Here is a 24,821-nt window from a genome sequence, read left to right as displayed (position 1 = left end):
ACAGACCAGACAGGCAACGCATGTGAAGGGTTGTACGGGAATCTGAAGATTCCGCGAAGATCACACGTCGGCGGTCCGGGGCGCCTGGGACGACCAGCGGACTCGGGCGTCTCAGTCGAACCAGCGGACTGAGGCGCCTTCGTCGAACCAGCGGTCCCGGGCGCCTCAGTCGAACCAGCGGTCCCGGGCCAGTTCCTCCGTACGCGACGGGTCCTCCAGCAGGGCCGCGACCTCGAAGCGGCGTGGCCACTGGCCCGCCGCCCAGGCCAGGCCCGCCGCGACACCTTCCAAGGTCGAGGCGTGCACCACACCGTCCGGGGTGCGGCGCCAGTCCAGTTCGACGCCGCCCGCCCGCAGTTCGCCGTGCTCGACGTACGTGTCCGGGGTGCCGGCGCCGAGCAGGATGCGGACCGGGTCCGGGACCTGGTGCTCCTCGCCCTCGGACGTCACCTCCGCCTCGACGCTCTCGCCGAGCCGCCGCACCTGGAACAGCTCGGCCAGCTCCGCCGCGCTCGCCGGGGCGACGGGCAGGAGCGCCACGCCCTCGGTCAGCGGCAGCAGGTCCGGGGCGTCCGCGATCACCGCGTCCGCCGCGTCGACGACCCGCACCTCGCCGTCGACGACGGCCCGCAGCTCGTCCGGCAGCGTCACCTGCTCCGGGTCGAGATCGGCGAGCGCCGTGTACAGGGAGTGCAGTTGTACGGGACCGACCGGGCGGTCCTCGTCCGCGAGCCGGCCGAGGAGTTCGGCCGCGCCACCGGGCTCGTCCAGCAGGGCTGCCACCGAGGTCCGCACGCCGAGGGCCCGCAGTACCTGCGCGTCGTCGAAGCCGGTCGCGTCGGCGGAGTCGTACAGGCCCGCCAGCCGGGGATCGCCCCCGTGGGCGCGCAGACCGGCCGGGCGGCGGCCGTCCAGCACCGGGTGGTCGCGCAGCCACCAGGCGGTGTACGGGCGTACGGACTGCGTGGTGCCGTCCGGGAGCAGCACGCGCACCGGCTGGGTCAGCGCGTCACGCAGCGGCGGCCGGGCGAGGAGGGCGAGCGCCTGGGGCCAGGCGTCGTCGTCGACGAGGTCGAGGTCGCGGACGGCGACGATCTCGGTGGCGACCGGCGGCACGGAAGTGTCCGGGAGCTGGTCGAGGATGTCCTCGCACCACACGTCGACGGCGTCGAGCAGCCCGGCGTCGTCGGGCTCGGCGAAGTCGCTGTCCCGGGGCTCCAGTTCGTCCGGGTCCAGGACCACGTCGGTGGCCCGGACGAGCGCGAACGTGGCGAGCACCCCGCAGGCGGTGAGCGGTTGCTCGCCCCAGCGGGCGGCCAGCTCCGCGTCACAGAAGGCCAGTTCGCCCTCACGCATGACGGCGGCGAACGGGCTGCCGGGCAGCACCAGCTCACCGGCCGGCGCGAGCTCGCCGTCCTCGTCGGGCAGGGCGAGCGCCCCGAGCCAGGGCTCGTCGCCGGGTGCCAGGTCGGCGTCCCGGACCAGGCTGAGGACGGTCTCCACGAGCTCGTCGCCGTCCAGCGCGTCCTCGTCCCAGATCTCGCCCGCGTCCAGCGAACCGGCGACGGCGGCCCGCACCTGCGGGGTCGTCAGCACGGCGCGCGGGGTGGCGGGCAGGGCGCCCAGCTTCTCCAGGAGCGGGTGCGCGGCGTCCGGATGCGCGACCTTCAGCCCGAGCCGGCCGAGCCGCTCCAGGACCGGGCCGGTCAGCGCTCCGGGCAGCGGGAGCAGGACCTGGCGGGGGCCGATCGTCGTACGCGGGACGGCCGGGGCCTCGGGGTCCGCGCCCTGGGACACCGCCCCGGCGAGCGGCACCGGAAGCCCGGACAGCCGGTCCGGCTCGACTCCGGCCAGGCTGTCGTACAGCCGCCGCCACCAGCCGGGGTCGCGCTCCAGGCCCGCGAGCCGGTCGATCGCCTCGGTCAGCGGGACGCGGGCCACGCCGAGCGTCCGCAGTTCGCTGCGGCGCTCAAGTCCCGCGGGCAGCAGGCAGGGCAGCACCTCGGCCAGTACGGAGACCGTCTCGGCGCCGACCCCCTCCAGCACCTCGGCCTCGAGGGGCCGCAGCGCGGTGGTGGCCTTGCGGGCGCTCTCCGTCCCCGCGTCCCAGTTGTCCCACCGGTCGGGTTCGGCGGCGAGGTCGCGGGGGGCGGCCGGTTCCAGGAACGCGACGCGCGGCAGCCGCTCCAGCACGGCGCCCCGCAGCGCACCGTCCAGTTCGCCCTTGCCGAGCCTGTCGGGCACCAGGCCGATGGTGGCGACGGACACCGGCTGCCAGTCGGCGAGCAGTTCCGCGTACGCGTCGGCCGCGCGCTGCACCAGGAAGTCGGTGAGCGGGCCGGGCGCGGGGTGCCGGCGGGTGGTGTCCAGCGGCAGCGAGGCGATGAGCAGTGCGGGAATGCCGAGGGGTTCGTCGGTGGGCGTCGGTGCGTGCACGACGGGGGCGGTACGGGGGGTGAGCGGGGCGCCCTCCGCGTCCACGGGGACGGCCCAGGTCACCGACCAGTGCGGGCGCAGCCGTTCCTCCAGCGGCCGGTCGGCGAGCAGGGCGGGCTCGACGGGGCCGTGGTGGGTGACGGTGCGCCAGCGGTTCGTGCCGTGTGCGGAGTCCTCGACGTGCGTGTACGGGCCGTGCTGCGAGCGGCGCAACGTCCGTACGGAGTCCGGGGTTTCGACGACGATCTCGTCGAGGCCGGCCAGCGTGAGGAGCAGGGCGTCGTCGACGGCGTCGAGCAGCCGGCCGACGAGGTCCTCGGCGACTCCGTCGCGCAGCGGCAGGACGACGACGGTGTCGTAGCCGTCGGGGGCGGTGCCCTCGGCCGGCAGCGGAAGCCGCAGCAGCGGTACGTGTCCGTCGCGGCGGCGGAGTTCGTCGCCGAGTCCGGGACTGCCGACGGCCGCCCCGCGGGCGAGCTCGCGGGCCTCGGCGAGGGACCAGCGCACGCCGCCGTGCCGGCCGACGACGGCCGGCTCGTCGCTCACCGCGAGCACGGCGGCGAACCCGACGCCGAACCTGCCGACGGCCCCCTCGTGGCCCTCGCGCTTGGCGGAGGCCCGCAGGGTGGACAGCGACTCCACGCCGGTGGCGTCCAGGGGCGCGCCGGTGTTCGCGGCGGCGAGGACGGCGGGGGCGACCGCGGTCGCCGGGTGCAGGGTCAGCCGGAGCCGGCCGGGCACGTGGGCGCGGGCTGCGGCGTCGGCGGCGTTCTGGGCCAGCTCGACGACGAGGCGGTCGCGGTAGCCGCCGAGCGCGAGGTCCTCCTCGGCGTTGGCGTCCTCACGGAAGCGGGCGGGGCCCGCACCCCAGGCATCGAGCACGCCGCGTCGCAGCCGCGCGGTCCCGAATGGGTCGGCCCCTTCGGTCGCCATGATGCTCACGCTGTGACTCCCTCGTCCGTTGTCCGTGCTCCGGTTGCGCGTACCCCGCGCTGCCCAGTGTGCGCCCCCCTGGGTTCGGGGTTCCGTCCTCAGTCGCCGGACGGGCTGGTTTTGTGCGGGTTCCCCGCCGGTGGTGCGCTTGCCCGGTGGGTGGGGGTCCGGGGCCCTCCGGGGCTTCTCCTCGAACGACGAGCGTTCGGCGGGTACGCAGCGGACCCGGGTATCCGTTCGTCGTCCTGCGGGGACTCCCCTGCACGCCCCCGGACCCGGCCGCCCCGCGTCTGCGACCGTCGCAGAGCCGGTGTCGCAGACGCAGGAGACGTGGGGTGGGGCCGTGCAGGGGAGTCTCCCCGCAGAAAATGGCGTACGACCCGGGTCCCCCGCGTCGCCGGGTGCACACGCCGTTTCTGAGGAGACGCCCCGGAGGGGCACCACCCCCCACCCACCGGACAATGGCGCACCCCGCGGGGAACCCGCACAGAACCAGCCCGTCCGGCGCTTGAGGACAAAACCCGCACCCCGAAAGCGGCACCCCCGGGCCGCGGCCCCGCAGAGCCCCGGACCCCGTGGCCGTCGCCTCAGGAGTGGCCGAGGTCCTCCGACGGACCGTCCGTCTCCACCGGCACGGAGCCGGAATCCCGCGCCGGACGCAGCGGGTACTCGTCCACCTGCATCGTGTCCAGCGCATGCGGCGCCGGCTTCGGCGGCTTCGGCATCACCGCGGCCTCGGAGTGCCCACCGCAGCCGTACGACAGGGACACCACGTGCCCGTCCGCCGGACCGAACTCGTTCGCGCACACCCCGAAGGCCTGCTTCAGCGAACCCGTGAGCGGCACCAGGAAGGCACACGTCACGCAGGTGGCCGGGGCCGCCTGCGCCATGGGCGTCTTCGCGCCGAACTCCTCGTCCCAGCGGTCGGCCGCCGCGTGGAGCCCGTACCGGGACAGCACCCGCGCACGCCGCATGCCCAGCTCGTCCGCGACCGCCGCGATCGAACCGCGGCGCGGCGGCTCCGGGCGCGTCGTCAGTTCCGCGTCCTCGGACTCGACGAGATCGGCCAGCTCGCCCGAGACCACGGCGACGGCGGAGTTCGGCGGCAGCTCGTCCTCGCCGCTGTAGCCCGGCTCCAGGCGCAGGTCGTCCGCCTCGGTGGGCAGCAGATCGCCCGGCCCCATGTCGCCCGGCCGCAGCCGCTCGCTCCACGGCACCCACTCCGGCGCGAGCAGCGCGTCGGTGCCCGGCAACAGCACCGTCTCGTCCAGCGTGACGTTCTTCGCGCGAGAGGCCCTGGCGACCGTCACCGCCCAGCGCCAGCCCCGGTAGGCCGGGTCCTTGCACTCGAAGTAGTGGGTGACGACCCGGTCCCCCTCGGGGACCACGGCCACATGCTCACCCACCACCCCTGGCGCGGCCGCCTCCTCGGCCGCCGCGCGGGCGAGGTCTACGGCCTCGGCGCACAGACGGTCGGGAACGGGGGTACGGGCCGTACGGCTTCGCGTCGTCGCAGCACTCACAGGTCTCGCTTCTCTCCTACGCCAGTCTCACGAGCGCGCCAGCACATCCATCGATTTCGGCCATACGGTTGCGGGCGGAGCGGACCTGGGGGCCGCGTCGACGTCCACACCCGTTGTGCCTGCCTCGGGCGCACCTTCTGCGATCCATTCTGCGGGATCGCCGAGAGACGCGCGGCCAAGAACAACCGCCGGTGGCGCGCTACGCACGCTACCCTCTCCGCCGCTCCCCGCCCACCTGCCCGTCCCAAACGACGCCGTATCCGACGCCGTGTCCCGTGTGAAGAGCGCACTCCGGCCACCCCGATCAGTGGTGTCGCACCCCCTGCCACCTGCCCGATCACTGACCCGACAGGGCGGTGCACGCCGCGCCCCGCCCCGATCTCGGTTCGTGATGCCGGGGACTGGGGCACTATGACCAAGTGGCTTCTGCCAGGTCGCACGACGAATCCGGCCCGCTCCGCAGAACGGGCCGGTCGATCGGTCATGCCCTCCACACCCCGTTCACCGGAACCGCCCGAGGCATCCGGAAGGCGACGCACGCCCACGGGGCGGGTGAGTCCGGTCTGGGCAAGCTGATCGAGCTGCACGCGGTGAACGGTGCGGGCGACGTGATGATCACCGTCGCGCTCGCGTCCACCGTGTTCTTCTCCGTACCGACGGACCAGGCCCGCGGCCGGGTCGCGCTCTACCTCGCCGTCACCATGGCGCCGTTCATCCTCCTGGCCCCGGTCATCGGCCCGCTCCTGGACCGCCTGCCGCACGGCCGCCGCGCCGCCATGGCGGGCTCCATGCTGGCGCGGGCGCTGCTGGCGCTCACCATGTCGGGGGCGGTCGCCACGGGCGGCCTGGAGCTGTATCCGGCCGCCCTGGGCGTACTGGTCTGCTCGAAGGCGTACGGAGTGGTGCGCAGCGCCGTCGTACCGCGTCTGCTGCCGCCCCGCTTCTCCCTGGTGAAGGCGAATTCGCGGGTCACCCTCGCCGGTCTCCTGGCGACCGGCGCCGCCGCGCCCATCGGGGCGGGGCTGCAGACCATCGGGCCGCCGTGGCCGCTGTACGGCGCGTGCGCGATCTTCGTCGGCGGCGCCGTCCTCGCCTTCACGCTGCCGCACAAGGTGGACTCGGCGAAGGGTGAGCGGAAGGCCCACCTGGTGCCGCCGCACGGCGAGGACACGGTCCGGCCGGAGCCGCCGAGGAAGTCCGACGCGCCCAGGACCGGGAGCAGACCGGCCAGGTCCAAGGAGAAGTCCAAGGAGAAGAACGGCGAGAAGCGGCCGGGGCTGCGCTCCGTCGGCCCGTCGGTCCTGCACGGACTGCAGGCCAACGCCTCGCACCGGGCACTCTCCGGCTTCCTGATCTTCTTCCTCGCGTTCCTGCTGCGCGAGCACCCCCTGGCCGGGCAGAGCGCAGCGATCTCGCTCGGCATCGTCGGGGTGGCGGCCGGGGTGGGCAACGCGCTGGGCACCGCCGTCGGATCCTGGCTCAGGGCCCGCGGCCCCGAGATCATCATCGCCTCGGTCCTGGGCCTGGCCCTGGCCGTCGCCGTGCTGGCCGCCGTCTTCTTCAGCACGGTCATGGTCGCCGCGCTCGCGGCCATGGCGGGCTTCACCCAGGCCCTGTCGAAGCTGTCGCTGGACGCGATGATCCAGCGGGACGTACCGGAGGAAGTGCGGACGTCCGCCTTCGCCCGCTCGGAGACGCTGCTCCAGATGGCCTGGGTGGCCGGCGGGGCGATCGGGATCGCCCTCCCCCTCAACGGAGTACTGGGCATGTCGGTCGCCGCGGGCATCCTCGCACTCGGTGCCGCCACGTCCGTACGGGGTCTGCTGGGCGCCGCGCGGCGCGGCTCGCCGCACCCCCGCGTGGCGTGAGCCGGAGCGACCGATAGCCTTCGGCCCATGACCGTTGCGTTCTTCTCCGGTAAGGGCCGTCGAATCGGCGTCGCTCTTGGTGCCGTGTCCGCGGGACTCCTTGTCCTCTCCGCCTGCGACAAGCCGACGCCGCTCGCCACCGTGACGGTCGGCGACAACTCGGTGAGTACCGAGGCGTCCTGCTACAACGACGGCAAGGCCCTCAAGGAATCCGAAATCCAGGGCTGCCTCAACAAGAAGGCGGAGAAGACCGTCAAGGTCGCGATGGACGACAAGGTCCGCTTCGGCGTCGACCCCGAGGTCGCGGACAACGGCTGGACCCTCTTCATCAACGGCCAGCAGGCCGAGCAGGAGCCGTACAAGAAGACCTACCGGTCCATCCCGGGCAGCGCCTTCTTCTCCAGCCAGACCGGCGAGACCACGAACTCGACGCAGATCAGCATCGTGGAGACCGACGGCAAGAAGCTGACCGGCATCTGGCACTTCAAGCTCGAGAAGACCGACTAACCCCTCCTGACCTCGGAGGACTCCCCCCGTGCGTGTGCTTGTCGTGACCGCTGTCCCGGTGGAACGGGACGCGGTCACGCGTGCGTCCGGGGCCGACGGCGAGGTCTCCGTCCATAAGGTGCCTGGCGCGGAGATCCACCGCGCCGGCCCGTACGACGTCCTCGCGGGCGGCGTGGGACCGGCCGCCGCGGCGGCCTCGGCCGCGTTCGCCCTGGCCGCGGACCGCTACGACCTGGTCATCTCGGCCGGCATCGGCGGCGGCTTCGCCCCGGTGGCCCCGGTCGGCTCCCTCGTCGTGGCCGGCCGCATCGGCGCGGCGGACCTTGGCGCGGAGACGCCCGCAGGCTTCGTTCCCGTCACCGGACTCGGCTTCGGCCGGGTCTGGCACTTCCCGCCCCGTTCGCTGGTGAAGGCGGTGGTCGCCGCGACCCGTGCGGTGACCGGTGACGTCCTCACCGTCTCCACCGTGACCGGCAGCGCCGGACGCGCCGCCGCCCTCCTCACCGCACACCCCGACGCCGTGGCCGAGGCCATGGAGGGCTTCGGCGTCGCGGAGGCCGCCGCCCTGACCGGCGTGCCCGTCCTGGAGATCAGGGCCGTCTCCAACGCCGTCGGCCCCCGCGACCGCGACGCCTGGCGCATCGGCGACGCGCTGGCCGCGCTCACCGCGGCGTTCGGGAAGCTCACCCCCGTACTGGAAGGCTGGACGCACCATGACCGACACGACTCCTGACCCCCTCCGGATCGCCTTCTCGCCGTGCCCGAACGACACGTTCGTCTTCGACGCCTGGGCGCACGGAAGGGTCCCCGACGCGCCCGCGCTCGATGTCACCTTCGCGGACATCGACATCACGAACGGCATGGCCGAGCGCGGCGAACTGGACGTGCTCAAGGTGTCGTACGCCGTGCTGCCGTGGGTCCTCGACGAGTACGCGCTGCTGCCGTGCGGCGGCGCACTGGGCCGGGGCTGCGGGCCGCTCGTCCTCACGAAGGAGGCGGGCACGGACCTGACGGGCAGGACCGTCGCCGTGCCGAGCGAGCGCTCCACCGCGTATCTGCTGTTCCGCCTCTGGGCGGCTGAGGTCGTCCCGGGCGGGGTCGGCGAGATCGTCGTCATGCCGTTCGACGAGATCATGCCGGCGGTGCGGGACGGGAAGGTCGACGCCGGTCTCGTCATCCACGAGGCGCGCTTCACGTACCAGAACTACGGCCTGCACAACCTCGCCGACATGGGCCGCCACTGGGAGGACACGACCGGGCTGCCGATCCCGCTCGGCGCGATCATCGCCAAGCGGTCACTGGGCGCGGACACGCTGAAGCTCCTCGCCGAGTCGGTGCGCACATCGGTCCGGATGGCGTGGGACGACCCGGAGACCTCGCGCCCGTACGTCCTGGAGCACGCACAGGAGATGGACCCGTCCGTCGCCGACCAGCACATCGGTCTGTACGTGAACGAGTTCACCGCCGACCTCGGCGAGAGCGGCTACGCGGCGATCCGAGGCCTGCTGACACGCGCCGCGGCCGAGGGGCTGGTTCCGCCGCTCGGCCCGGACGCACTGTCTTTCGTCTGACGGCTCCGCGGACCCGTCCTACACGTCGAGCTGGTCCGCGACCGCGCGCAGCAGACCGGCGATCTTGGCGCCCGCAGCCTTGTCGGGGTAGCGGCCACGCTCCAGCATCGGCGTGATGTTCTCCAGCACGGTCGTCAGATCCTGCACGATCGACGCCAACTCGTCCGGCTTGCGGCGCTGGGCTGCCGCGACGGACGGGGTGGGGTCGAGGATCGCCACGGAAAGTGCCTGGTCACCGCGTTGTCCGGCGACCACGCCGAACTCGACGCGCTGGCCGGGCTTGAGTGCGTCGACTCCGTCGGGAAGCACGGACGAGTGCACGAAGACGTCACTGCCGTCGTCGCGGGAGAGGAAGCCGAAGCCCTTCTCACTGTTGAACCACTTGACCTTGCCAGTCGGCAAAGCACGCACCCCATCTCAACCCGTATGCCGGAACAAAGCCTCAGCAGGTCAGGCCGTCCTGTGGTCGTGCTTCCCCTGCTGGCAGAAGCCTCCACAGGTGAAGTACCCCTCGTCAAGCCTGGTCATCCGGACTCTGTCCGGAAACGGCGCCTGCTTCACCCACCGGCGGCCCGGGGGTGGTCCGCCGCCTCCGGGAACTACCATCGCGGGGTGAGTACTACATCTTCCGGCGCAGGGGACCGGCTGGTCCGCATCGGCGCGATCGTCTTCTTCCTCGGCGCCCTGTCGACCCTGGCCACCATGGCCCCGCTCTTCCTCGGCACCCACCCGCTTCCGTCCGTCTTCTGGTCCCTGTGCATGCTCATGGGCGTCGGCTTCCTGATCGCCGCCGCCGGCGTGGTCCGTTCGGTACGGGCGGGGTCGGCGAAGCCGTAGTCGCCCCGGCCCGGGACGGGGGTTGCGTCCTCGATCGCCGGACGGGCTGAGTGGTGCGGGTCCCCCGCGGGGTGCGCCCCCACCCTGAATCACGCGCGTCCGCACACCGGCCCTGCGACTGCCGCAGACGCGAGACGGCCGCCGGTTCCCCGGACGCCGACGGCATGGGCCTCGACGTGACCGACCGCTTCTGACCGGATGTCTCTCAACCCGTCGCCTGCGGCTCCCCCGTGGCGCTCGTGTAGCGGGCCAGTTCCCATGGGTCGTGCGCGGAGAAGAGTTCGACCTCGTCACCGTGGTCGCGGAGCAGTTCGCGGAGCCGGGCCTGGGTTCCGAGGCGCAGGTCCCTGTGGACCTGTGAGGTCGTCTGGACGACGTCGAGCAGGGGATGGGGTTCCTTCAGGGGGCCGACCTCTCGGTGGTAGTAGTAGGCGTCGCCGCAGTGGAGAAGCCAGCGGTCGCCGTTCTGTACGGCGATCCCCGTGTGGCCGGCGGTGTGGCCGCCGAGGGGGACGAGCTTGATCTCCGGTCCCAGCCCCTTCGGCTGCAATGCGGTGAACCCGAACCACTGCTCATCGGACTCGGGACCGTAGGTGATCCAGTGGGGCTCGTGTGACCAGTGGGCCGGTCGGTAGCGGAAGTTGGGCGCCTCGGAGCGCGCCGCGTCGAGTTCGGGTGCGAGTACGTGGACATGGGCACCGGGGAAGTCGGGCAGGCCGCCGCTGTGGTCCACGTCCAGGTGCGTGACGAGGATGTGGCGCACGTCCGACGGTGCGTATCCCAGCCGGGCGACCTGCCGTACGGCCGTCTCCTCCTCGTCGAGCGCGGGATCGGCCATCTCGACCCAGTCCGTGCCGAGCGTGCCTGCCGGATCCCGGACGTCACCGAGCCCGAGTCCCGTCTCGACCAGGACCAGGCCGTCGGCAGGGGTCTCGATCAGCAGGCAGTGGTTCACCGCGGGAGCGGGCTGCGGGCCGGCGTAGGTGGGCTCGATCGTCCGTACGGATCCGCAGTTCAGGTGATGAATCTTCATGGCGATTAGGCTGCAACTTGAACCGCGATTCAAGTCAAGGGGGCTTTGATGGCTGAGCCGTTGCTGGACATCTCCGAGGTCGCACGGTCGTCCGGACTGGCGCCCTCGGCGCTGAGGTTCTACGAGAGGAAAGGCCTCATCGCTCCCGCGGGCCGCAACGGCCTGCGGCGTACGTACCACCCGGACGTGCTGGCGCACCTGGCCCTGATCACGTGCGCGCGCAGCGCCGGGCTCTCGGTCGCCGAGATCGGACGGTTCCTCGTGGCCCAGCCGTCGGATCCGGACCTGCGTACGCGCATGGCCGCCCGGGCCCGTGACCTCGACGAGCAGCTCGGCCGGCTCACGCGCCTCCGTGACAGCCTTCGCCACGCGGCCGTCTGCGACCACGAGCCGATCGTCGACTGCCCCGACTTCAAACGGGCCGTCGGCAATGTCGCTTCACCCGCGTTCGGCCCCGGCGGCCCCGGTGCGTCAGCCCTTTGACGACATGTACGTCTCCAGCCACGCCGGGAACTCCGTCAGCGACGACAGGACGACGTCCGCGCCCGCCGCACGCAGCTCCGCCTCGTCGCACGGGCCCGTCGTCACGCCCACCGAGACGGCGTCCGCGGCCTGCGCGCCGCGTACGTCACCGGTGTGGTCGCCCACGTACACGCCTGCCCCGTGCTCCCGCAGCGCCTCCGCCTTCGCCTCGGCCCACAGGCCGCCCACGATCACGTCGGGCTGGATGCCCAGGTGGGTCAGGTGCAGCTTCGCGTTCGGTTCGTACTTGGCGGTGACGACCATCGTCCGGCCGCCCAGCGCGCGTATCGCTTCGATCGACTCCCTCGCTCCGGGCATCGCGAGCGAGGATCCGATCGCATAAGTGGGATAGATCTCGCGGTAGCGGTCGACCATCGCGGCCACGTCGGCGGCCGGGAACCAGTGCGCGATCTCCTGATCCAGCGGCGGGCCCAGCCGGCTCACCACCAGATCGGTGTCGATGACCGCACCCGTCTCGGCGGAGAGCGCCAGGAAGGCGGCCTTGATACCGGGCCGGGAGTCGATGAGCGTCATGTCCAGGTCGAAGCCGACCGTCAGTGCGTGGGAAGCCATGCCGTCCATTGTGCCGAGCCCGTGCCCACCCCGGTACACCGCCGGACGGCCCCTCACAGGCGGCACTTAGACTTAGCCAAGCCTTACTTTGCTTCGCTTGTCTCGCTTGTCGATGGGGTCCGATGCCAGCCGCCGCACCACGCCGTTCCAGACGCGCTCTCGCGACGGCGGCGGCCGTCGCGGCGCTGCTGATCTCCATAGTGCTCAGCCTCGCCGTCGGGGCGCGCTCCATACCCCCGTCCGAGGTGATCGACGCCCTGCTCCACGGCGGGCACTCCGACGCCGCCGAGGTCATCCGGAACATGCGGGTGCCCCGCACCCTGATCGGCCTCATGGTCGGCGCCTCGCTCGCGCTCGCGGGCACGGTGCTCCAGGGCATCACCCGTAACCCCATCGCCGACCCCGGCATCCTCGGCATCAGCCAGGGCGCCTCCGTCGGTGTGGTGCTCGCCATCGCGTACGCCGGGATCCACACACTCACCGGGTACGTCTGGTTCGCCTTCGCCGGGGCGGCCATCGCCTCCGTCGCCGTGTACGCCATCGCGTCCAGCGGGCGCGGTGGCGCCACCCCGGTGAAGCTCGCGCTCGGCGGCGCCGCGATCAACGCGCTGCTGGTCTCCGTGACCATGGCCGTGCTGACCACGAAGGCGTCCGCGCTGGACGAGTTCCGGTTCTGGCAGGTCGGCTCGATCGCCGGCCGCGAGGCCGACGTGGCCCAGCAGATCTGGCCGTTCCTGCTGTTGGGCACGGTTCTCGTGCTCTGCGTCGCCCGCGGCCTCGACGCGCTCGCGCTCGGCGAGGACATGGCGAAGGGGCTGGGGCAGAAGATCGCGACCGTACGGATCGTCGGCGGTATCGGCGCGACCGTGCTCACCGGGGCCGGGGTCGCCGCCGCCGGTCCGATCGCGTTCATCGGTCTCGCCGTACCGCACATCGCCCGCGCCGTCGTCGGCAGCGACCACCGCTGGGTCCTGCCGATGGCCGCCCTGATCGGACCCGTGATGCTGCTCGTCTCCGATGTCATCGGCCGGATCGTCTTCCCGCCGAGCGAGGTGCCCGCCGGGGTCATGACGGCCCTGATCGGGGTGCCGTTCCTGGTCACGCTGGTGCGCCGGAAGGCGGTGCCCGCATGAGCGCCCCGACGGCCGCCGTGCGGCCCGCCGGGTACAGCCTCGTACGCATAGGGGCGCGCGGACGGTTCCTGCTGCACCGCCGGGCCTCCGTCGTCGCCGCCTCACTCGTCGCGCTGCTGGCCGTCGTCTGTGTCGCTTACCTCTGCGTCGGCGAGAGCTTCGTCGCACCGTCCGAGGTCATGAACGTGCTCCTGGGCCGGCCGTCCGCCGACGAACTCGTCGTCGGCACGCTGCGGCTGCCGCGCATGGTGGTCGGGCTGCTCGTCGGCCTCGCGTTCGGGATCGCCGGTGCGCTGATCCAGACCGTGGCCCGCAACCCTCTCGCCAGCCCCGACATCATCGGCATCAGCCAGGGCGCGAGCGCGCTCACGGTCGGCGCGATGACGTTCGGCATCACCTCGTACACCGTGCTGCCCTATCTGTCGGTGATCGGCGGGGTCGCGGCCGCGGCGCTCGTCTACGCCTTCGCGTGGCGCGGCGGGCTGCACGCCACCCGCTTCGTCCTCATCGGCATCGGCTTCGCGATCGCGCTGCGCTCGGTCACCACACTGTTCCTGACCAAGGGCGACTACCTCGTCGCCCAGCAGGCGCAGATCTGGATGACCGGGTCGCTCAACGGCCGCGGCTACGACGAGGCCGCGCCCATCGGCTGGACCCTGCTGATCCTGCTGCCCGCCGTCCTGTGGGCGGCACGCGCCCAGCGCAGCGTCTCCATGGACGACGACACGGCGACCGCGCTCGGGGTACGGCTGGGGCGGGTACGGCTGGGGCTCGTCGCCCTCGGCGTGATCCTGGCCTCCGTGGCCACGGGCACGGCCGGGCCTGTCGACTTCGTGGCGCTGCTCGCCCCGCAGATCGCCCGCCGCATGACCCGCACCGCACAGATCCCGCTGCTCTGCTCGGCCCTGCTCGGCGCGGTGATCGTCGTCTTCGCGGACCTGCTGGCCCGCAGACTCTTCTCCCCCACCGAACTGCCGGTGGGCGTCCTGACGGCGGCGGTCGGCGCCCCGTATCTGATCTGGCTGATCATCCGCGGTCACGGTGGCCGCTCGGGAGGCAACGCATGACCACGACCCGGCAGCAGGACGCCGCGACCAGCCGGCTGACGGTGCGCGAGCTGACTCTCGCGTACGAGGACCGCACCGTCGTCCACGAGCTGGACCTCGCCGTCCCCGACGGCAAGGTGACCGTCATCGTCGGGCCGAACGCCTGCGGCAAGTCGACGACGCTGCGCGCGCTCGGCCGGCTCCTCAAGCCGCGCGGCGGAGCGGTGCTCCTGGACGGCACCGAGCTGTCGAGGATCCCCACGAAGAAGATCGCCCAGTCGATCGGGCTGCTTCCGCAGACCCCCGTGGCCCCCGAGGCGATCACCGTCTCCGACCTCGTCGCCCGCGGCCGACAGCCCCACCAGCACTGGTGGCAGCAGTGGTCCCAGGAGGACGAGCGGGCGGTGACCGAGGCCATGGAGCGCACGGACATCACGGCGCTCGGCTCCCGGTCGGTGGACGAGCTCTCCGGTGGTCAGCGCCAGCGCGTCTGGATCGCGATGGCACTGGCCCAGGACACCGATCTGCTGCTGCTCGACGAACCGACCACGTACCTCGACATCGCCCACCAGGTGGAGGTCCTCGACCTGGTGCGCCGGCTCGCCGCCCCGGCGGCCGACGGCACGCGCGGCCGGACCGTGGTGACGGTGCTGCACGACCTGAACCAGGCCGCCCGCTACGCCGACCACCTGGTCGCCATGAAGGCGGGCCGGATCGTCGCCGAGGGCGACCCGCAGGACGTCGTCACCGCCGCACTCGTGCGCGAGGTCTTCGGCCTCGAAGCCGTGATCGTGCCGGACCCGGTGACGGGATCGCCGCTCGTCGTACCGGGTGCGCCCTGGCAGCCCACGCCTTCCTTCTGACACCGCCCACCACCCACGAAAGGCACTTCATGTCCACCGCCCTGCGCCGTCGCGGCATCCCCCTCGGCGCCCTCGCCCTGACCGGCGTGCTCGCGCTCTCCGCCTGCGGTTCCTCCGACTCGGACTCCGACAGCAGCGCCAAGACCGACGCCGCCACGACCCACACCGTCAAGACGGCCATGGGCGACGTGAAGGTCCCCGTGGCACCCAAGCGCGTCGTGGTCCTCGACACGGGAGAGCTGGACTCCGCCCTCACCCTGGGCGTGCAGCCCGTCGGCGCGACGCACTCGGCGACGGAGGACGGCTTCCCCACGTACCTGCCGGCGGACAAGACGAAGAAGCTCACGGAGGTCGGCGAGATCGCCAACCCCAACATGGAGACCGTCGCCTCCCTGAAGCCGGACCTGATCCTCACCAGCAAGGTGCGTGACGGCGACCGTTACGAGCAGCTCAGCGCCATCGCCCCCACCGTGATGACGGAGTCCACCGGCACCGCCTGGAAGGAGAACTTCCAGGTCCACGCCGAGGCGCTCGGCAAGCAGGCCGAGGCGAAGAAGATCGTCGCCGCGTACGACGCCCATGTCGCCAAGGTGACCGAGGCGATCGGCGGCAAGGAGAAGGCGGCGGCCAAGGACGTCAACTTCGTCCGCTTCGTCGAGGGCGCCGACATCCGCATCTACGGCAAGCAGAACTACATCGGCTCGATCCTCGCCGACCTCGGCATGGGCCGCCCCGCCATCACCGACAAGGCCAAGGACGGCTTCTCCTACGACGTCTCCCCCGAGAAGATCGACCTCGCCGACGCGGACGTCGTCTTCACCTCCACGTACGGCGACCCGGACAAGGCGGGGACGACGAAGACGATGAAGAGCGGCCTGTGGAAGGGGCTGACCGCCGCCAAGAACGGCAAGGTCTTCAAGGTCGACGACCGCCTGTGGATCGCCGGCATCGGCTACACGGCGGCGGGCCAGATCCTCGACGAGTTCCAGACGAAGATGGCCGGCTGACGACGGGGTTCTGTGGCGCGGGGTTCCGTCCTCAATCTCCCCCACAGCCTCAAGGGCATGGGGGGACCCCCTCGACGGGCTTGTTCGTGCGGGTGCTCCGCGGGGCCCGGTGGTGGGGGGTCCGGGGCCCCTCCGGGGCGTCTCCTCAAACGACGAACGTTCCGCAGGTACGCGGCGTGACCCGGGTATCTGTTCGTCGTCCTGCGGGGACTCCCCTTCACGGCCCCGAACCCGGCCGCCTCGCGTCTGCGGCAGCAGTACAGCCGGCGTGCACACGCGGGCGAGACCGGGTGGGGCCGTGCAGGGGAGTCCCCGCAGGAAATGGCGTACGACCCGGGTCCCCCGCGTCACCCGGGTGCACACGCCATTTCTGAGGAGACGCCCCGGAGGGGCCCCACCCCCACCCACCAAGCAGGCGCACGCCGCGGGGCAAGCCGCACCCAAGCCCGTCCGGCGCTTGAGGACGAAAACCCGCACCCCGGACCGGGGTGAACAACGCAGCCGCCCGCCCAAGGGCCCCGCACCCCGGACCGCCGCGACCTCACCGCCCGCCCGGCCGAGGGCCCCGCGCACGCCACACCAGGTAGAGCGCGGAGGCCACGGCCGCGCCCCGCACCACCCACGGCCACGTCTCGCCGATCGCGGGCCCCATCTGCCCCTCCGCGATGGGCGCGCCCCATCGGCCGTCCATCCGGCCCCACAGCCAGACGAGGGCGCCCACCGCGACCGCCCCTGGCAGCCCCATCACCGCCCACTTCGCCTGCGCCCGCGACAGTTTGCGCGTGCCGTACGCGAGCCCCCAGCCGCCCGCCAGGGCAAGCAGCGCCTGCGGGGTGTCCAGCACCGCACCGGCCACCAGCAGCAAGGCGGCCAGCAGGAGCAGTGGGTGCGAGAAGCCGCGGGGAGCGGCGTCCTCGGCGCTGTCGCGGCCCCGACGCAGCCGCGGCAGCCACCTCCGCCGGCCCCGCCCCTCCTCGGCCTCCTCCTCGTACTCCTCCGCGTCCTCGTACGCGTCGTCCTCGCCGTCGTCCTCGTCCTCGTCGTCATCCGGCACCGGCGGCCTCAGCACGGCCGGGATCTCCACCCCGCCCCGGAAGCCCGGCACATCGGTCCCCGCGCCGAACTCGCCGACGTCACCGAACCGACCCGGGGCGACGCTCCACCAGTCCGTGTCGTCCCCGGACGCCCCGAGTTCGTCCGAACCCGCCCGGTGCGGCGGGGAGGATGCCGTCCGCGAAGCCTCTCCCCGCACCTCCGACGCGCCCTTGCGCGAACTGTCTTTCCGGAGCCTCGCCCGGCGGGGACGCGGGATTCCCGCCCCCTGCGCGCCGCCCCGGTCAGGCTCCTGCGGCAGCGGCGGAGTCCCCTCGGCCGACGAGGCCGACGAGGCCGACGAGGCCGCCGCCGCGACCAGTTCGTCGGGGGTGCCGAGCTTCCCGATGATGCGGCGCACCGCCCCGGGCGTGTCCGCCGCCTGCGCCACACGCTGCCGGTCGATCTCGCCCCGCAGCGCCGAAACGAGCCTCATCCGGGCGCCCGAGGACAGCTGTTGTTGCTGCGCCAGGTCGCCGACCCGGCTCAGGTAGTCATAGACCAGCTGGTCGCTCTCGATGCCCACGCGATGGTTCCCCTCTACCGCCCTGCACCGACGGTAGCGCCCTCGGGCCTGTCCGGAGCGACTACCGTGGGACGGATGGGGATGACCACACCACCGCGGACGCTCGCCGAGGCTCTGCGCGCCCGGGACGACGAGTCACTGGCCGGGCTGCTGCGTGCCCGGCCGGATCTCCTCACCCCCGTGCCCGGCGACATCACCCAGCTCGCGACGCGCGCCGGCACCCGTGCCTCCGTCGTCCGCGCCCTGGAACACCTCGACCGCTTCGCCCTGCAGACCGCCGAGGCGCTGGCGGTCGCACCCGACCCCGCCCCGTACGACATCCTGCTCGGTCTGCTCACCGGCGACGGCCGGGACGACGGCGAGCACCGGAACGACGCCGGCGCCGCGATCGTGGCCGCGCTGCCCGGAGCCCTCGCCACGCTGCGCGAACAGGCCCTCGTCTGGGGGGAGAACGACCGGCTGCGCCTGGTGCGCACCGCCCGCGAACTGCTGTCGCCGTCCCCGCAGCACCCCTCCCCCACCGGTCTCGGGCCGACCGTCGCCGAGGCCACCGCCGGCATGTCGCCGGGCCGGCTCCAGGAAATCCTGACGGCGGCCGGGCTGCACGCCACCCATGACCCGGTCTCCGCGGTGAGCGCCCTGTCCGCGCTGTTCACCGACCGCACCCGGATGGGCGAACTCCTCGACACCGCTCCGGTGGAGGCGCTGTCGGTGCTGGACCGGCTGGTCTGGGGCCCGCCGTACGGCGAAGTGACCCCGAACCCCACCCCGCCCGTGAAGTGGCTGCGCGACCGCGGGCTCCTGCTGCCCGTGTCGACCCGCACCGTCGTCCTGCCGCGCGAGGCCGCACTGCATCTGCGCGCGGGGCGCGCCCACCGCGTGCCCGAACCGCAGCCGCCCGCCGTCGAGGCCGTCGCCGAACGCGATCCACAGGGTGTGGACAGTGCGGCGGCGGGCCAGGCGTTCCTCGCGGTGTCCACCGTCGAGGAGCTGCTGAAGAGCTGGAACGGCGGCGGCCCCGCCATACTGCGGGCCGGCGGCCTCAGCGTCCGCGAGCTGAAGAAGACCGCCGCCGCCCTGGACGTCTCGGAACCCGTCGCCGCGTTCTGGATCGAACTCGCCTACGCGGCCGGGCTGCTGGCCTCCGACGGCGAAGCGGACGAACGGTACGCACCGACCCCCGCATACGACGACTGGACGGAACTGTCCGCCCAGGACCGCTGGGTGGAGCTCGCCTCCGCCTGGCTCGCCGCCACCCGCACCTCGGGACTGGTCGGCGGCCAGGACGCCAAGGGCCGCGCCCTGTCCACACTCGGCCCCGACCTGGACCGGTCCGCCGCGCCCGAGATCCGCCACCGGGTCCTGGCCCTGCTCGCCGCGCTGCCGCCCGGCACCGCCCCGGACCCGGAGTCCCTGCTCGCCCGGCTCCGCTGGGAACGCCCGCTGCGCGGCGCCTCCGTCTCGGCCGGGGACACCACCGATCTGCGGTCCCGGATCGCCCTGTGGACGCTGAACGAGTCGGAGATCCTCGGCATCACCGGCCGCGGCGCCCTCGCCTCGCAGACCCGCGCCCTGCTCTCCGGCGGCCCCGTCGAGGCCGCCGCCCGGCTCGCCCCGCTCATCCCGGAACCCCTCGACCACGTCCTGCTCCAGGCCGACCTGACAGCCGTCGCCCCCGGCCCCCTGGAACGCCCCCTCGCGGACATGCTCGCCGCCCTCGCGGACATCGAGTCGAAGGGCGGCGCGACGGTCTACCGCTTCACGCCCGGCTCCGTGCGCCGCGCCCTGGACGCCGGGCAGTCCGCCGCCGACCTGCACGCCTTCCTCGCCGCGCACAGCCGCACCCCGGTGCCGCAGCCGCTCAGCTACCTCATCGACGACGTGGCCCGCCGCCACGGTCATCTGCGGATCGGCGCCGCCTCCTCGTACGTCCGCTGCGACGACGAGGCCGTCCTCAACGAGATCCTCGCCGACAAGCGTTCCGCCACCCTGCGGCTGCGCCGGCTCGCCCCGACGGCCCTGGCCGCCCAGATCGACCCGGCGTCCCTCCTCGACGGCCTGCGCGAGATGGGGTACGCGCCCGCCGCGGAGTCCGCCGACGGCGATGTCCTGATCACCCGCGCCGGTGCCCGCCGCACGCCGCCACGCACGGCTCCCGTCCCGGTACCCGAGGGCCCTCCGGTGCCCGACCCCACGCTGCTGGGCGCGGCCGTCCGGGCGATCCGGGCCGGGGACACGGCCGCGACGGTCGTCCACAAGGACACCGGCCCCGCGGCTCCGGCGGGCACCCTGCCGCGTACGACCTCAGCCGAGACCCTGGTCACCGTCCAGGCCGCCGCGATGACGGGCTCCGCGATCTGGATCGGCTACGTCAACGCGGAGGGCGCGGCCAGCCAGCGGGTGATCGCCCCGGTCCGCGTCGAGGGCGGCTACGTGACGGCGTACGACCACACGGCGGACGAGGTCCGCACGTATCCCCTCCACCGGATCACGGGCGTGGCGGAACTGGCGGACGACCAGACGTAGCCCTCGGGCGGGCGGCTGCGGGTTATCGTCCTCAGCCGCCGGACGGGCTCGGGTGCGGCTTGCCCCGCGGGTGGGGGTGGGGCCCCTCCGGGGCGTCTCCTCAGAAATGGCGTGTGCACCCGGTGACGCGGGGGACCCGGGTCGTACGCCATTTCCTGCGGGGACTCCCCTGCACGGCCCCACCCGGCCTCGCCCGCGTCTGCACACCGGCGATACGACTGCCGCAGACACAAGGCGGCCGGGTCCGGGGCCGTGCAGGGGAGTCCCCGCAGGACGACGAACAGATACCCGGGTCACGCCGCGTACCCGCGGAACGTTCGTCGTTTGAGGAGACGCCCCGGAGGGGCCCCGGACCCCCACCCACCGGACGTGGCAAACCCCGCGGAGCACCCGCGCAAACAAGCCCGTCCGGCGATTGAGGACGGAACCCCGCGCCCCGGACCGGGGCACACAGAACCGCCCCGCCCCCACATACGGCACACTGGACGTTTGGCCGGTACACGGCCACCCCGCCGTAGAAAGGGCCGAAGCGCGTGACCGGACCCCTCATCGTCCAGAGCGACAAGACGCTGCTCCTCGAAGTCGACCACGAGCAGGCCGACGCCTGCCGTCGTGTGATCGCCCCCTTCGCGGAGCTGGAGCGTGCGCCCGAGCACATCCACACCTACCGGCTGACCCCCCTCGGCCTGTGGAACGCCCGCGCAGCGGGGCACGACGCCGAGCAGGTCGTCGACGCGCTCGTGAAGTACTCGCGTTACCCCGTACCGCACGCGCTGCTCGTCGACATCGCCGAGACGATGGACCGGTACGGCCGCCTCACCCTCTCCAAGCACCCGGTCCACGGGCTGGTGCTGACCTCCACGGACCGGCCGGTCCTCGAGGAGATCCTCCGGTCGAAGAAGGTCCAGCCCCTGGTCGGGGCCCGGATCGACCCGGACACCGTGGCCGTGCACCCGTCCGAGCGCGGGCAGGTCAAGCAGACGCTGCTGAAGCTGGGCTGGCCCGCCGAGGACCTGGCCGGGTACGTGGACGGCGAGGCGCACCCGATCGAGCTGGACGAGAACGGCTGGGCGCTGCGGCCCTACCAGCAGCAGGCCGTCGAGGGGTTCTGGCACGGTGGGTCCGGGGTCGTCGTGCTGCCCTGTGGCGCGGGCAAGACGCTGGTCGGGGCCGGCGCGATGGCGCAGGCCAAGGCGACCACGCTGATCCTGGTCACGAACACCGTCTCGGCCCGGCAGTGGAAGCACGAGCTGGTCAAGCGGACCTCGCTGACCGAGGACGAGATCGGCGAGTACAGCGGTACGCGCAAGGAGATCCGTCCGGTCACCATCGCCACGTACCAGGTGCTGACGACCCGTCGTAAGGGCGTCTACGCGCACCTGGAGCTGTTCGACTCCCGCGACTGGGGGCTCGTGATCTACGACGAGGTGCATCTGCTGCCCGCGCCCGTCTTCAAGTTCACCGCCGATCTCCAGGCCCGCCGCCGGCTAGGCCTCACCGCGACACTGGTGCGCGAGGACGGGCGTGAGTCGGACGTCTTCTCGCTGATCGGGCCGAAGCGGTTCGACGCACCGTGGAAGGAGATCGAGGCGCAGGGCTACATCGCGCCCGCCGACTGCGTCGAGGTGCGGGTCAACCTGACGGACTCCGAGCGGCTCGCGTACGCGACCGCCGAGGCCGAGGAGAAGTACCGGTTCTGTGCGACCACCGCGACGAAGCGGAAGGTCACCGAGGCTCTGGTGCGCAAGCACCAGGGCGAGCAGACGCTGGTCATCGGGCAGTACATCGACCAGCTCGACGAGCTGGGTGAACACCTGAACGCCCCGGTGATCAAGGGCGAGACGAGCAACGCCCAGCGCGAGAAGCTGTTCGGCGCCTTCCGCGAGGGCGAGATCAGCGTGCTGGTCGTGTCGAAGGTGGCGAACTTCTCGATCGACCTGCCCGAGGCCACCGTCGCCATTCAGGTGTCGGGCACCTTCGGCTCACGTCAGGAGGAGGCCCAGCGGCTGGGCCGGGTGCTGCGGCCGAAGGCGGACGGGCACGAGGCCCGGTTCTACTCGGTGGTCGCCCGCGACACGATCGACCAGGACTTCGCGGCGCACCGCCAGCGTTTCCTGGCCGAGCAGGGCTACGCGTACCGGATCGTGGACGCGGACGAGCTGCTGACGGACAACTGAGGGCCGGAGGGGGCGAGGCGTCGCGCTCAGTGCCGGCGGACGCCCGCCTCCTCCGCGTACTCGCCGAGGACGACGACGCCGAACGCGGCCCGTACGAAGACCTTGACGGCGCGGAGGGCTTCTCCGGTGCGGTGGTTGTGGGGCTGACCGGTGGCCGCGGTCGCGCCGTGCGCGGGGCCGGTCCTTCGCGGGTTCAGGGTGACGGTGCTCATGTCTTCCATGGTGCTCCGGACGGGTGCGTCGCCGCGTCGGCCCGGAGGCTGAAGCCCGCGGAGGCGCGGCTACGTCTGTAGTCGCATGCCGTCCCCTACGGGGTGGAGGCGTGCCGATATTCGTTCGCGCCCGGCTCGGGCGGTCGCTACAATCGCCGCTCTGCCCGCCTCCCGCACCGTGGTACCGGCCGTCCGCAAGGACCCGCGCCGGCAGCCGGGGGAGCGCCGCCGACCGGACGGAAACCGGCCGACAGCCAGTGATCGATCCCCGAGCGGACCGCATCGCCCCCGCGCAGTGACCGGGGCGGGGTGCGGTCCGCCGTCCTGCGTTGAATGCCGGAGGCAACACCGTGCCCGCGCACGAACACGAAAGCGACACCACCACCGATCCCCTCGCCCATGAGCGCGCCCATCTCGCCGCCTCGCGCGCCGCGCTCCGCGCCATGCGCGAGGACGCCCAGGCTCTCGACATCCGTGATGTCACGGCGAACTGGGTGAACGCCGCAGTGCTGCAGGCCCAGATCACCGACCGCATCAAGTCGCTCGCCGACCTCGCCCACACCCCGCTCTTCTTCGGGCGGCTGGACTACCTCCATGTGGTCGGTGCGGCGCAGGCCGAGGGCGCGGAGGGCGAGCAGTTCTACATCGGGCGCCGCCACGTCCACGACGCCGACGGCGATCCGATGGTCATCGACTGGCGTGCGCCGGTCTCGCAGCCGTTCTACCGGGCCTCCCGCAACGAGCCCCTGGACGTCGGTCAGCGGCGCCGCTTCGGCTACACCGGCGGTGAGCTGACCGCGTACGAGGACGAACACCTCACCGACCCGTCGGAGGCGGCGCAGACCAGCAAGCTGCTCCAGGCGGAGATCGAGCGGCCCCGTGTCGGTCCGATGCGTGACATCGTCGCGACGATCCAGCCCGAGCAGGACGAGATCGTCCGCAGTGAGCTCGGCGGCACCGTGTGCGTGCAGGGCGGTCCCGGCACCGGGAAGACCGCTGTCGGCCTGCACCGGGTCGCGTATCTGCTGTACGCGCACCGGGAGCGCCTCGCCCGCACCGGCACGCTCGTCATCGGGCCGAACAAGTCGTTCCTGCACTACATCGAGCAGGTGCTGCCGGCTCTCGGTGAGCTGGAGGTGAAGCAGGCGACCGTCGACGACCTGGTGACCGCACAGGTCGAGGTCCGGGGCACGGACGAGGCGCGGGCCGCCGTCGTGAAGGGGGACGCCCGGATGGCGGAGGTCCTGAGGCGGGCGATCCGTTCGCACGTGACGCTGCCGACGGAGCCGGTGATGGTGGTGCGCGGGTCCCGGCGCTGGCGGGTGCCTGCGTACGAGATCGAGGAGATGGTCAAGGAGCTGCTGGCCCGCGACATGCGGTACGGGGCCGCGCACGAGGCCCTGCCGCAGCGCATCGCGCACGCCGTGCTGGTGCGGATGGAGGAGGCCGGCGAGGCGCCCGACGACCGGGTGCAGAACGCGGTGGCGCGGAATCCGGCGGTGAAGGCGGCGGTGAAGGCGATCTGGCCCGCGGTCGACCCGTCGAAGCTGGTGCTGCGGCTGCTGTCCGATCCGGAGTTCCTGGCCGCGCAGTCGGACGGGCTGCTCAGCGAGGACGAGCGGAAGACGATCCTGTGGACGAAGCCGGCCCGCAGTGTGAAGTCCGCGAAGTGGTCGGCGGCGGACGCGGTGCTGATCGACGAGGCGAACGATCTGGTGGCGCGCACGCATTCGCTCGGCCACGTGGTGATCGACGAGGCCCAGGACCTCTCCCCCATGCAGTACCGGGCGGTGGGCCGGCGCTGCTCGACCGGGTCGGCGACCGTCCTCGGCGACCTGGCGCAGGGCACGACGCCGTGGTCGACGCAGAGCTGGGAGCAGGCGCTGCACCACCTGGGGAAGTCGGACGCGGTGGTGGAGGAGCTGACGGCGGGCTTCCGTGTGCCGCGCGAGGTGATCGCGTACGCCTCCCGGCTGCTGCCCGTGATCTCGCCCGGCCTCGCGGCGGTGGAGTCGGTGCGTGAGTCGCCCGGCTCGCTGTCGGTCCGGGAGGTGGGGGCCGCAGACACCGACGCGCTGGACGCGGCGGTGGTCGCGGCGTGTGACGAGTCGCTGGAGCAGGAGGGGTCGACCGGTCTGATCGCCGCCGACGCGCGTATCCCCGCGTTGGCCGAGGCGCTGACGGCGGCAGGTCACGCCTACCTCTCCCCCGGCCAGGAGACGACCGCGGAGTCCCGGCTGACGCTGGTCCCGGCGTCGCTGGCGAAGGGCCTGGAGTACGACTACGTGGTGCTGGACGAACCGGCCGCGGTGGTCGACGGCGAGCCCGACGAGCGGACGGGGCTGCGCCGGCTGTACGTCGCCCTGACCCGTGCGGTTTCGGGGCTGATCGTCCTTCACGCGGCGCCGTTGCCACAGGAGTTGGGCTAGAACGGGG

Annotated in this window: 20 protein-coding genes; 13 read left to right on the top strand and 7 right to left on the bottom strand. The window is 72.7% G+C overall.

The window, feature by feature from the left end:
* Positions 1–165 precede the first annotated feature (165 nt).
* Positions 166–3,378, bottom strand: coding sequence for a sacsin N-terminal ATP-binding-like domain-containing protein (locus SH922_RS22400; RefSeq protein WP_393059677.1), 3,213 nt, complete (start codon positions 3,376–3,378; stop codon positions 166–168).
* 578 nt (positions 3,379–3,956) lie between these two features.
* Positions 3,957–4,892: a DUF3027 domain-containing protein gene (locus SH922_RS22395; RefSeq protein WP_393059676.1), complete on the bottom strand. Its 936-nt coding sequence runs from the start codon at positions 4,890–4,892 to the stop codon at positions 3,957–3,959.
* Between the two features lie 419 nt (positions 4,893–5,311).
* Here SH922_RS22395 and SH922_RS22390 point away from each other — a divergent pair, with 419 nt between their 5' ends.
* Genes SH922_RS22390 through SH922_RS22375 form a run of 4 tightly spaced genes read left to right on the top strand, consistent with a single transcriptional unit; the run spans position 5,312 to position 8,838 of the window.
* Positions 5,312–6,760 (top strand): MFS transporter, encoded by a 1,449-nt coding sequence (locus SH922_RS22390; RefSeq protein WP_393059675.1) that lies wholly within the window; start codon positions 5,312–5,314, stop codon positions 6,758–6,760.
* Between the two features lie 27 nt (positions 6,761–6,787).
* Positions 6,788–7,267, top strand: coding sequence for a DUF2771 domain-containing protein (locus SH922_RS22385; protein WP_393059674.1), 480 nt, complete (start codon positions 6,788–6,790; stop codon positions 7,265–7,267).
* Positions 7,268–7,295: 28 nt separating this feature from the next.
* A complete protein-coding gene (locus SH922_RS22380) occupies positions 7,296–8,000 on the top strand; it encodes a futalosine hydrolase (protein ID WP_393059673.1) in 705 nt (234 codons plus the stop codon).
* The gene (locus SH922_RS22375; RefSeq protein WP_393059672.1) at positions 7,981–8,838 is read left to right on the top strand and encodes a 1,4-dihydroxy-6-naphthoate synthase; all 858 of its coding nucleotides are present in this window, start codon (positions 7,981–7,983) and stop codon (positions 8,836–8,838) included. The genes SH922_RS22380 and SH922_RS22375 overlap by 20 nt, the downstream gene beginning before the upstream one ends.
* A gap of 18 nt (positions 8,839–8,856) precedes the next feature.
* Here the strand turns inward: SH922_RS22375 and SH922_RS22370 are convergent, their stop codons facing one another.
* A complete protein-coding gene (locus tag SH922_RS22370; protein WP_285574602.1) occupies positions 8,857–9,240 on the bottom strand; it encodes a cold-shock protein in 384 nt (127 codons plus the stop codon).
* 210 nt (positions 9,241–9,450) lie between these two features.
* On the opposite strand from SH922_RS22370, the gene SH922_RS22365 reads away from it, so the two are divergent.
* Positions 9,451–9,675 carry a hypothetical protein gene (locus tag SH922_RS22365; protein WP_393059671.1) on the top strand — a complete coding sequence of 75 codons (225 nt, stop codon included), beginning with the start codon at positions 9,451–9,453 and terminating at the stop codon, positions 9,673–9,675.
* Between the two features lie 205 nt (positions 9,676–9,880).
* Here the strand turns inward: SH922_RS22365 and SH922_RS22360 are convergent, their stop codons facing one another.
* The gene (locus tag SH922_RS22360; RefSeq protein ID WP_393059670.1) at positions 9,881–10,708 is read right to left on the bottom strand and encodes an MBL fold metallo-hydrolase; all 828 of its coding nucleotides are present in this window, start codon (positions 10,706–10,708) and stop codon (positions 9,881–9,883) included.
* Positions 10,709–10,756: 48 nt separating this feature from the next.
* Here SH922_RS22360 and SH922_RS22355 point away from each other — a divergent pair, with 48 nt between their 5' ends.
* Positions 10,757–11,191, top strand: a complete 435-nt coding sequence (locus tag SH922_RS22355; RefSeq protein WP_393059669.1) for a MerR family transcriptional regulator — start codon at positions 10,757–10,759, stop codon at positions 11,189–11,191.
* Here SH922_RS22355 and SH922_RS22350 read toward each other — a convergent pair.
* On the bottom strand, positions 11,180–11,803 hold the full coding sequence (locus SH922_RS22350; protein ID WP_393059668.1) for an HAD family hydrolase: 624 nt from the start codon (positions 11,801–11,803) through the stop codon (positions 11,180–11,182). The genes SH922_RS22355 and SH922_RS22350 overlap by 12 nt on opposite strands.
* 122 nt (positions 11,804–11,925) lie before the next feature.
* On the opposite strand from SH922_RS22350, the gene SH922_RS22345 reads away from it, so the two are divergent.
* Genes SH922_RS22345 through SH922_RS22330 form a run of 4 tightly spaced genes read left to right on the top strand, consistent with a single transcriptional unit; the run spans position 11,926 to position 15,852 of the window.
* Positions 11,926–12,936, top strand: a complete 1,011-nt coding sequence (locus SH922_RS22345; protein WP_393059667.1) for a FecCD family ABC transporter permease — start codon at positions 11,926–11,928, stop codon at positions 12,934–12,936.
* Positions 12,933–14,003, top strand: coding sequence for a FecCD family ABC transporter permease (locus tag SH922_RS22340; RefSeq protein WP_393059666.1), 1,071 nt, complete (start codon positions 12,933–12,935; stop codon positions 14,001–14,003). The genes SH922_RS22345 and SH922_RS22340 overlap by 4 nt, the downstream gene beginning before the upstream one ends.
* The gene (locus SH922_RS22335) at positions 14,000–14,845 is read left to right on the top strand and encodes an ABC transporter ATP-binding protein (protein ID WP_393059665.1); all 846 of its coding nucleotides are present in this window, start codon (positions 14,000–14,002) and stop codon (positions 14,843–14,845) included. The genes SH922_RS22340 and SH922_RS22335 overlap by 4 nt, the downstream gene beginning before the upstream one ends.
* 29 nt (positions 14,846–14,874) lie before the next feature.
* On the top strand, positions 14,875–15,852 hold the full coding sequence (locus tag SH922_RS22330; RefSeq protein ID WP_393059664.1) for an ABC transporter substrate-binding protein: 978 nt from the start codon (positions 14,875–14,877) through the stop codon (positions 15,850–15,852).
* 541 nt (positions 15,853–16,393) lie between these two features.
* Here the strand turns inward: SH922_RS22330 and SH922_RS22325 are convergent.
* A complete protein-coding gene (locus SH922_RS22325; protein WP_393059663.1) occupies positions 16,394–17,470 on the bottom strand; it encodes a hypothetical protein in 1,077 nt (358 codons plus the stop codon).
* Between the two features lie 75 nt (positions 17,471–17,545).
* Here SH922_RS22325 and SH922_RS22320 point away from each other — a divergent pair, with 75 nt between their 5' ends.
* Entirely contained in the window at positions 17,546–19,996 is a 2,451-nt protein-coding gene (locus SH922_RS22320; protein WP_393059662.1) for a helicase C-terminal domain-containing protein, read from the top strand.
* Positions 19,997–20,529: 533 nt separating this feature from the next.
* Positions 20,530–22,173: a DNA repair helicase XPB gene (locus SH922_RS22315; protein ID WP_393059661.1), complete on the top strand. Its 1,644-nt coding sequence runs from the start codon at positions 20,530–20,532 to the stop codon at positions 22,171–22,173.
* Between the two features lie 26 nt (positions 22,174–22,199).
* On the opposite strand, the gene SH922_RS22310 is transcribed toward SH922_RS22315, so the two are convergent.
* A complete protein-coding gene (locus SH922_RS22310) occupies positions 22,200–22,385 on the bottom strand; it encodes a hypothetical protein (RefSeq protein ID WP_393059660.1) in 186 nt (61 codons plus the stop codon).
* A 350-nt stretch (positions 22,386–22,735) separates the two neighbouring features.
* On the opposite strand from SH922_RS22310, the gene SH922_RS22305 reads away from it, so the two are divergent.
* Positions 22,736–24,814, top strand: a complete 2,079-nt coding sequence (locus SH922_RS22305; RefSeq protein WP_393059659.1) for a HelD family protein — start codon at positions 22,736–22,738, stop codon at positions 24,812–24,814.
* Positions 24,815–24,821: the final 7 nt, after the last annotated feature.

Origin of the sequence: Streptomyces sp. LN549, from assembly GCF_043203805.1 — a bacterium.
Lineage (GTDB): Bacteria > Actinomycetota > Actinomycetes > Streptomycetales > Streptomycetaceae > Streptomyces.
The sequence above is the reverse complement of the archived record's forward strand: the minus strand, read 5'-3'. Positions and strand labels throughout refer to the sequence as shown.

What these genes read in the sequence shown, in the direction of transcription:
- SH922_RS22330 (WP_393059664.1), top strand. Translation starts at nt 14,875, where the DNA reads ATGTCCACCGCCCTGCGCCGTCGCGGCATCCCCCTCGGCGCCCTCGCC.
- SH922_RS22350 (WP_393059668.1), bottom strand. Translation starts at nt 11,803, where the DNA reads ATGGCTTCCCACGCACTGACGGTCGGCTTCGACCTGGACATGACGCTC.
- SH922_RS22320 (WP_393059662.1), top strand. Translation starts at nt 17,546, where the DNA reads ATGGGGATGACCACACCACCGCGGACGCTCGCCGAGGCTCTGCGCGCC.
- SH922_RS22360 (WP_393059670.1), bottom strand. Translation starts at nt 10,708, where the DNA reads ATGAAGATTCATCACCTGAACTGCGGATCCGTACGGACGATCGAGCCC.
- SH922_RS22340 (WP_393059666.1), top strand. Translation starts at nt 12,933, where the DNA reads ATGAGCGCCCCGACGGCCGCCGTGCGGCCCGCCGGGTACAGCCTCGTA.
- SH922_RS22355 (WP_393059669.1), top strand. Translation starts at nt 10,757, where the DNA reads ATGGCTGAGCCGTTGCTGGACATCTCCGAGGTCGCACGGTCGTCCGGA.
- SH922_RS22345 (WP_393059667.1), top strand. Translation starts at nt 11,926, where the DNA reads ATGCCAGCCGCCGCACCACGCCGTTCCAGACGCGCTCTCGCGACGGCG.
- SH922_RS22310 (WP_393059660.1), bottom strand. Translation starts at nt 22,385, where the DNA reads ATGAGCACCGTCACCCTGAACCCGCGAAGGACCGGCCCCGCGCACGGC.
- SH922_RS22375 (WP_393059672.1), top strand. Translation starts at nt 7,981, where the DNA reads ATGACCGACACGACTCCTGACCCCCTCCGGATCGCCTTCTCGCCGTGC.
- SH922_RS22335 (WP_393059665.1), top strand. Translation starts at nt 14,000, where the DNA reads ATGACCACGACCCGGCAGCAGGACGCCGCGACCAGCCGGCTGACGGTG.
- SH922_RS22385 (WP_393059674.1), top strand. Translation starts at nt 6,788, where the DNA reads ATGACCGTTGCGTTCTTCTCCGGTAAGGGCCGTCGAATCGGCGTCGCT.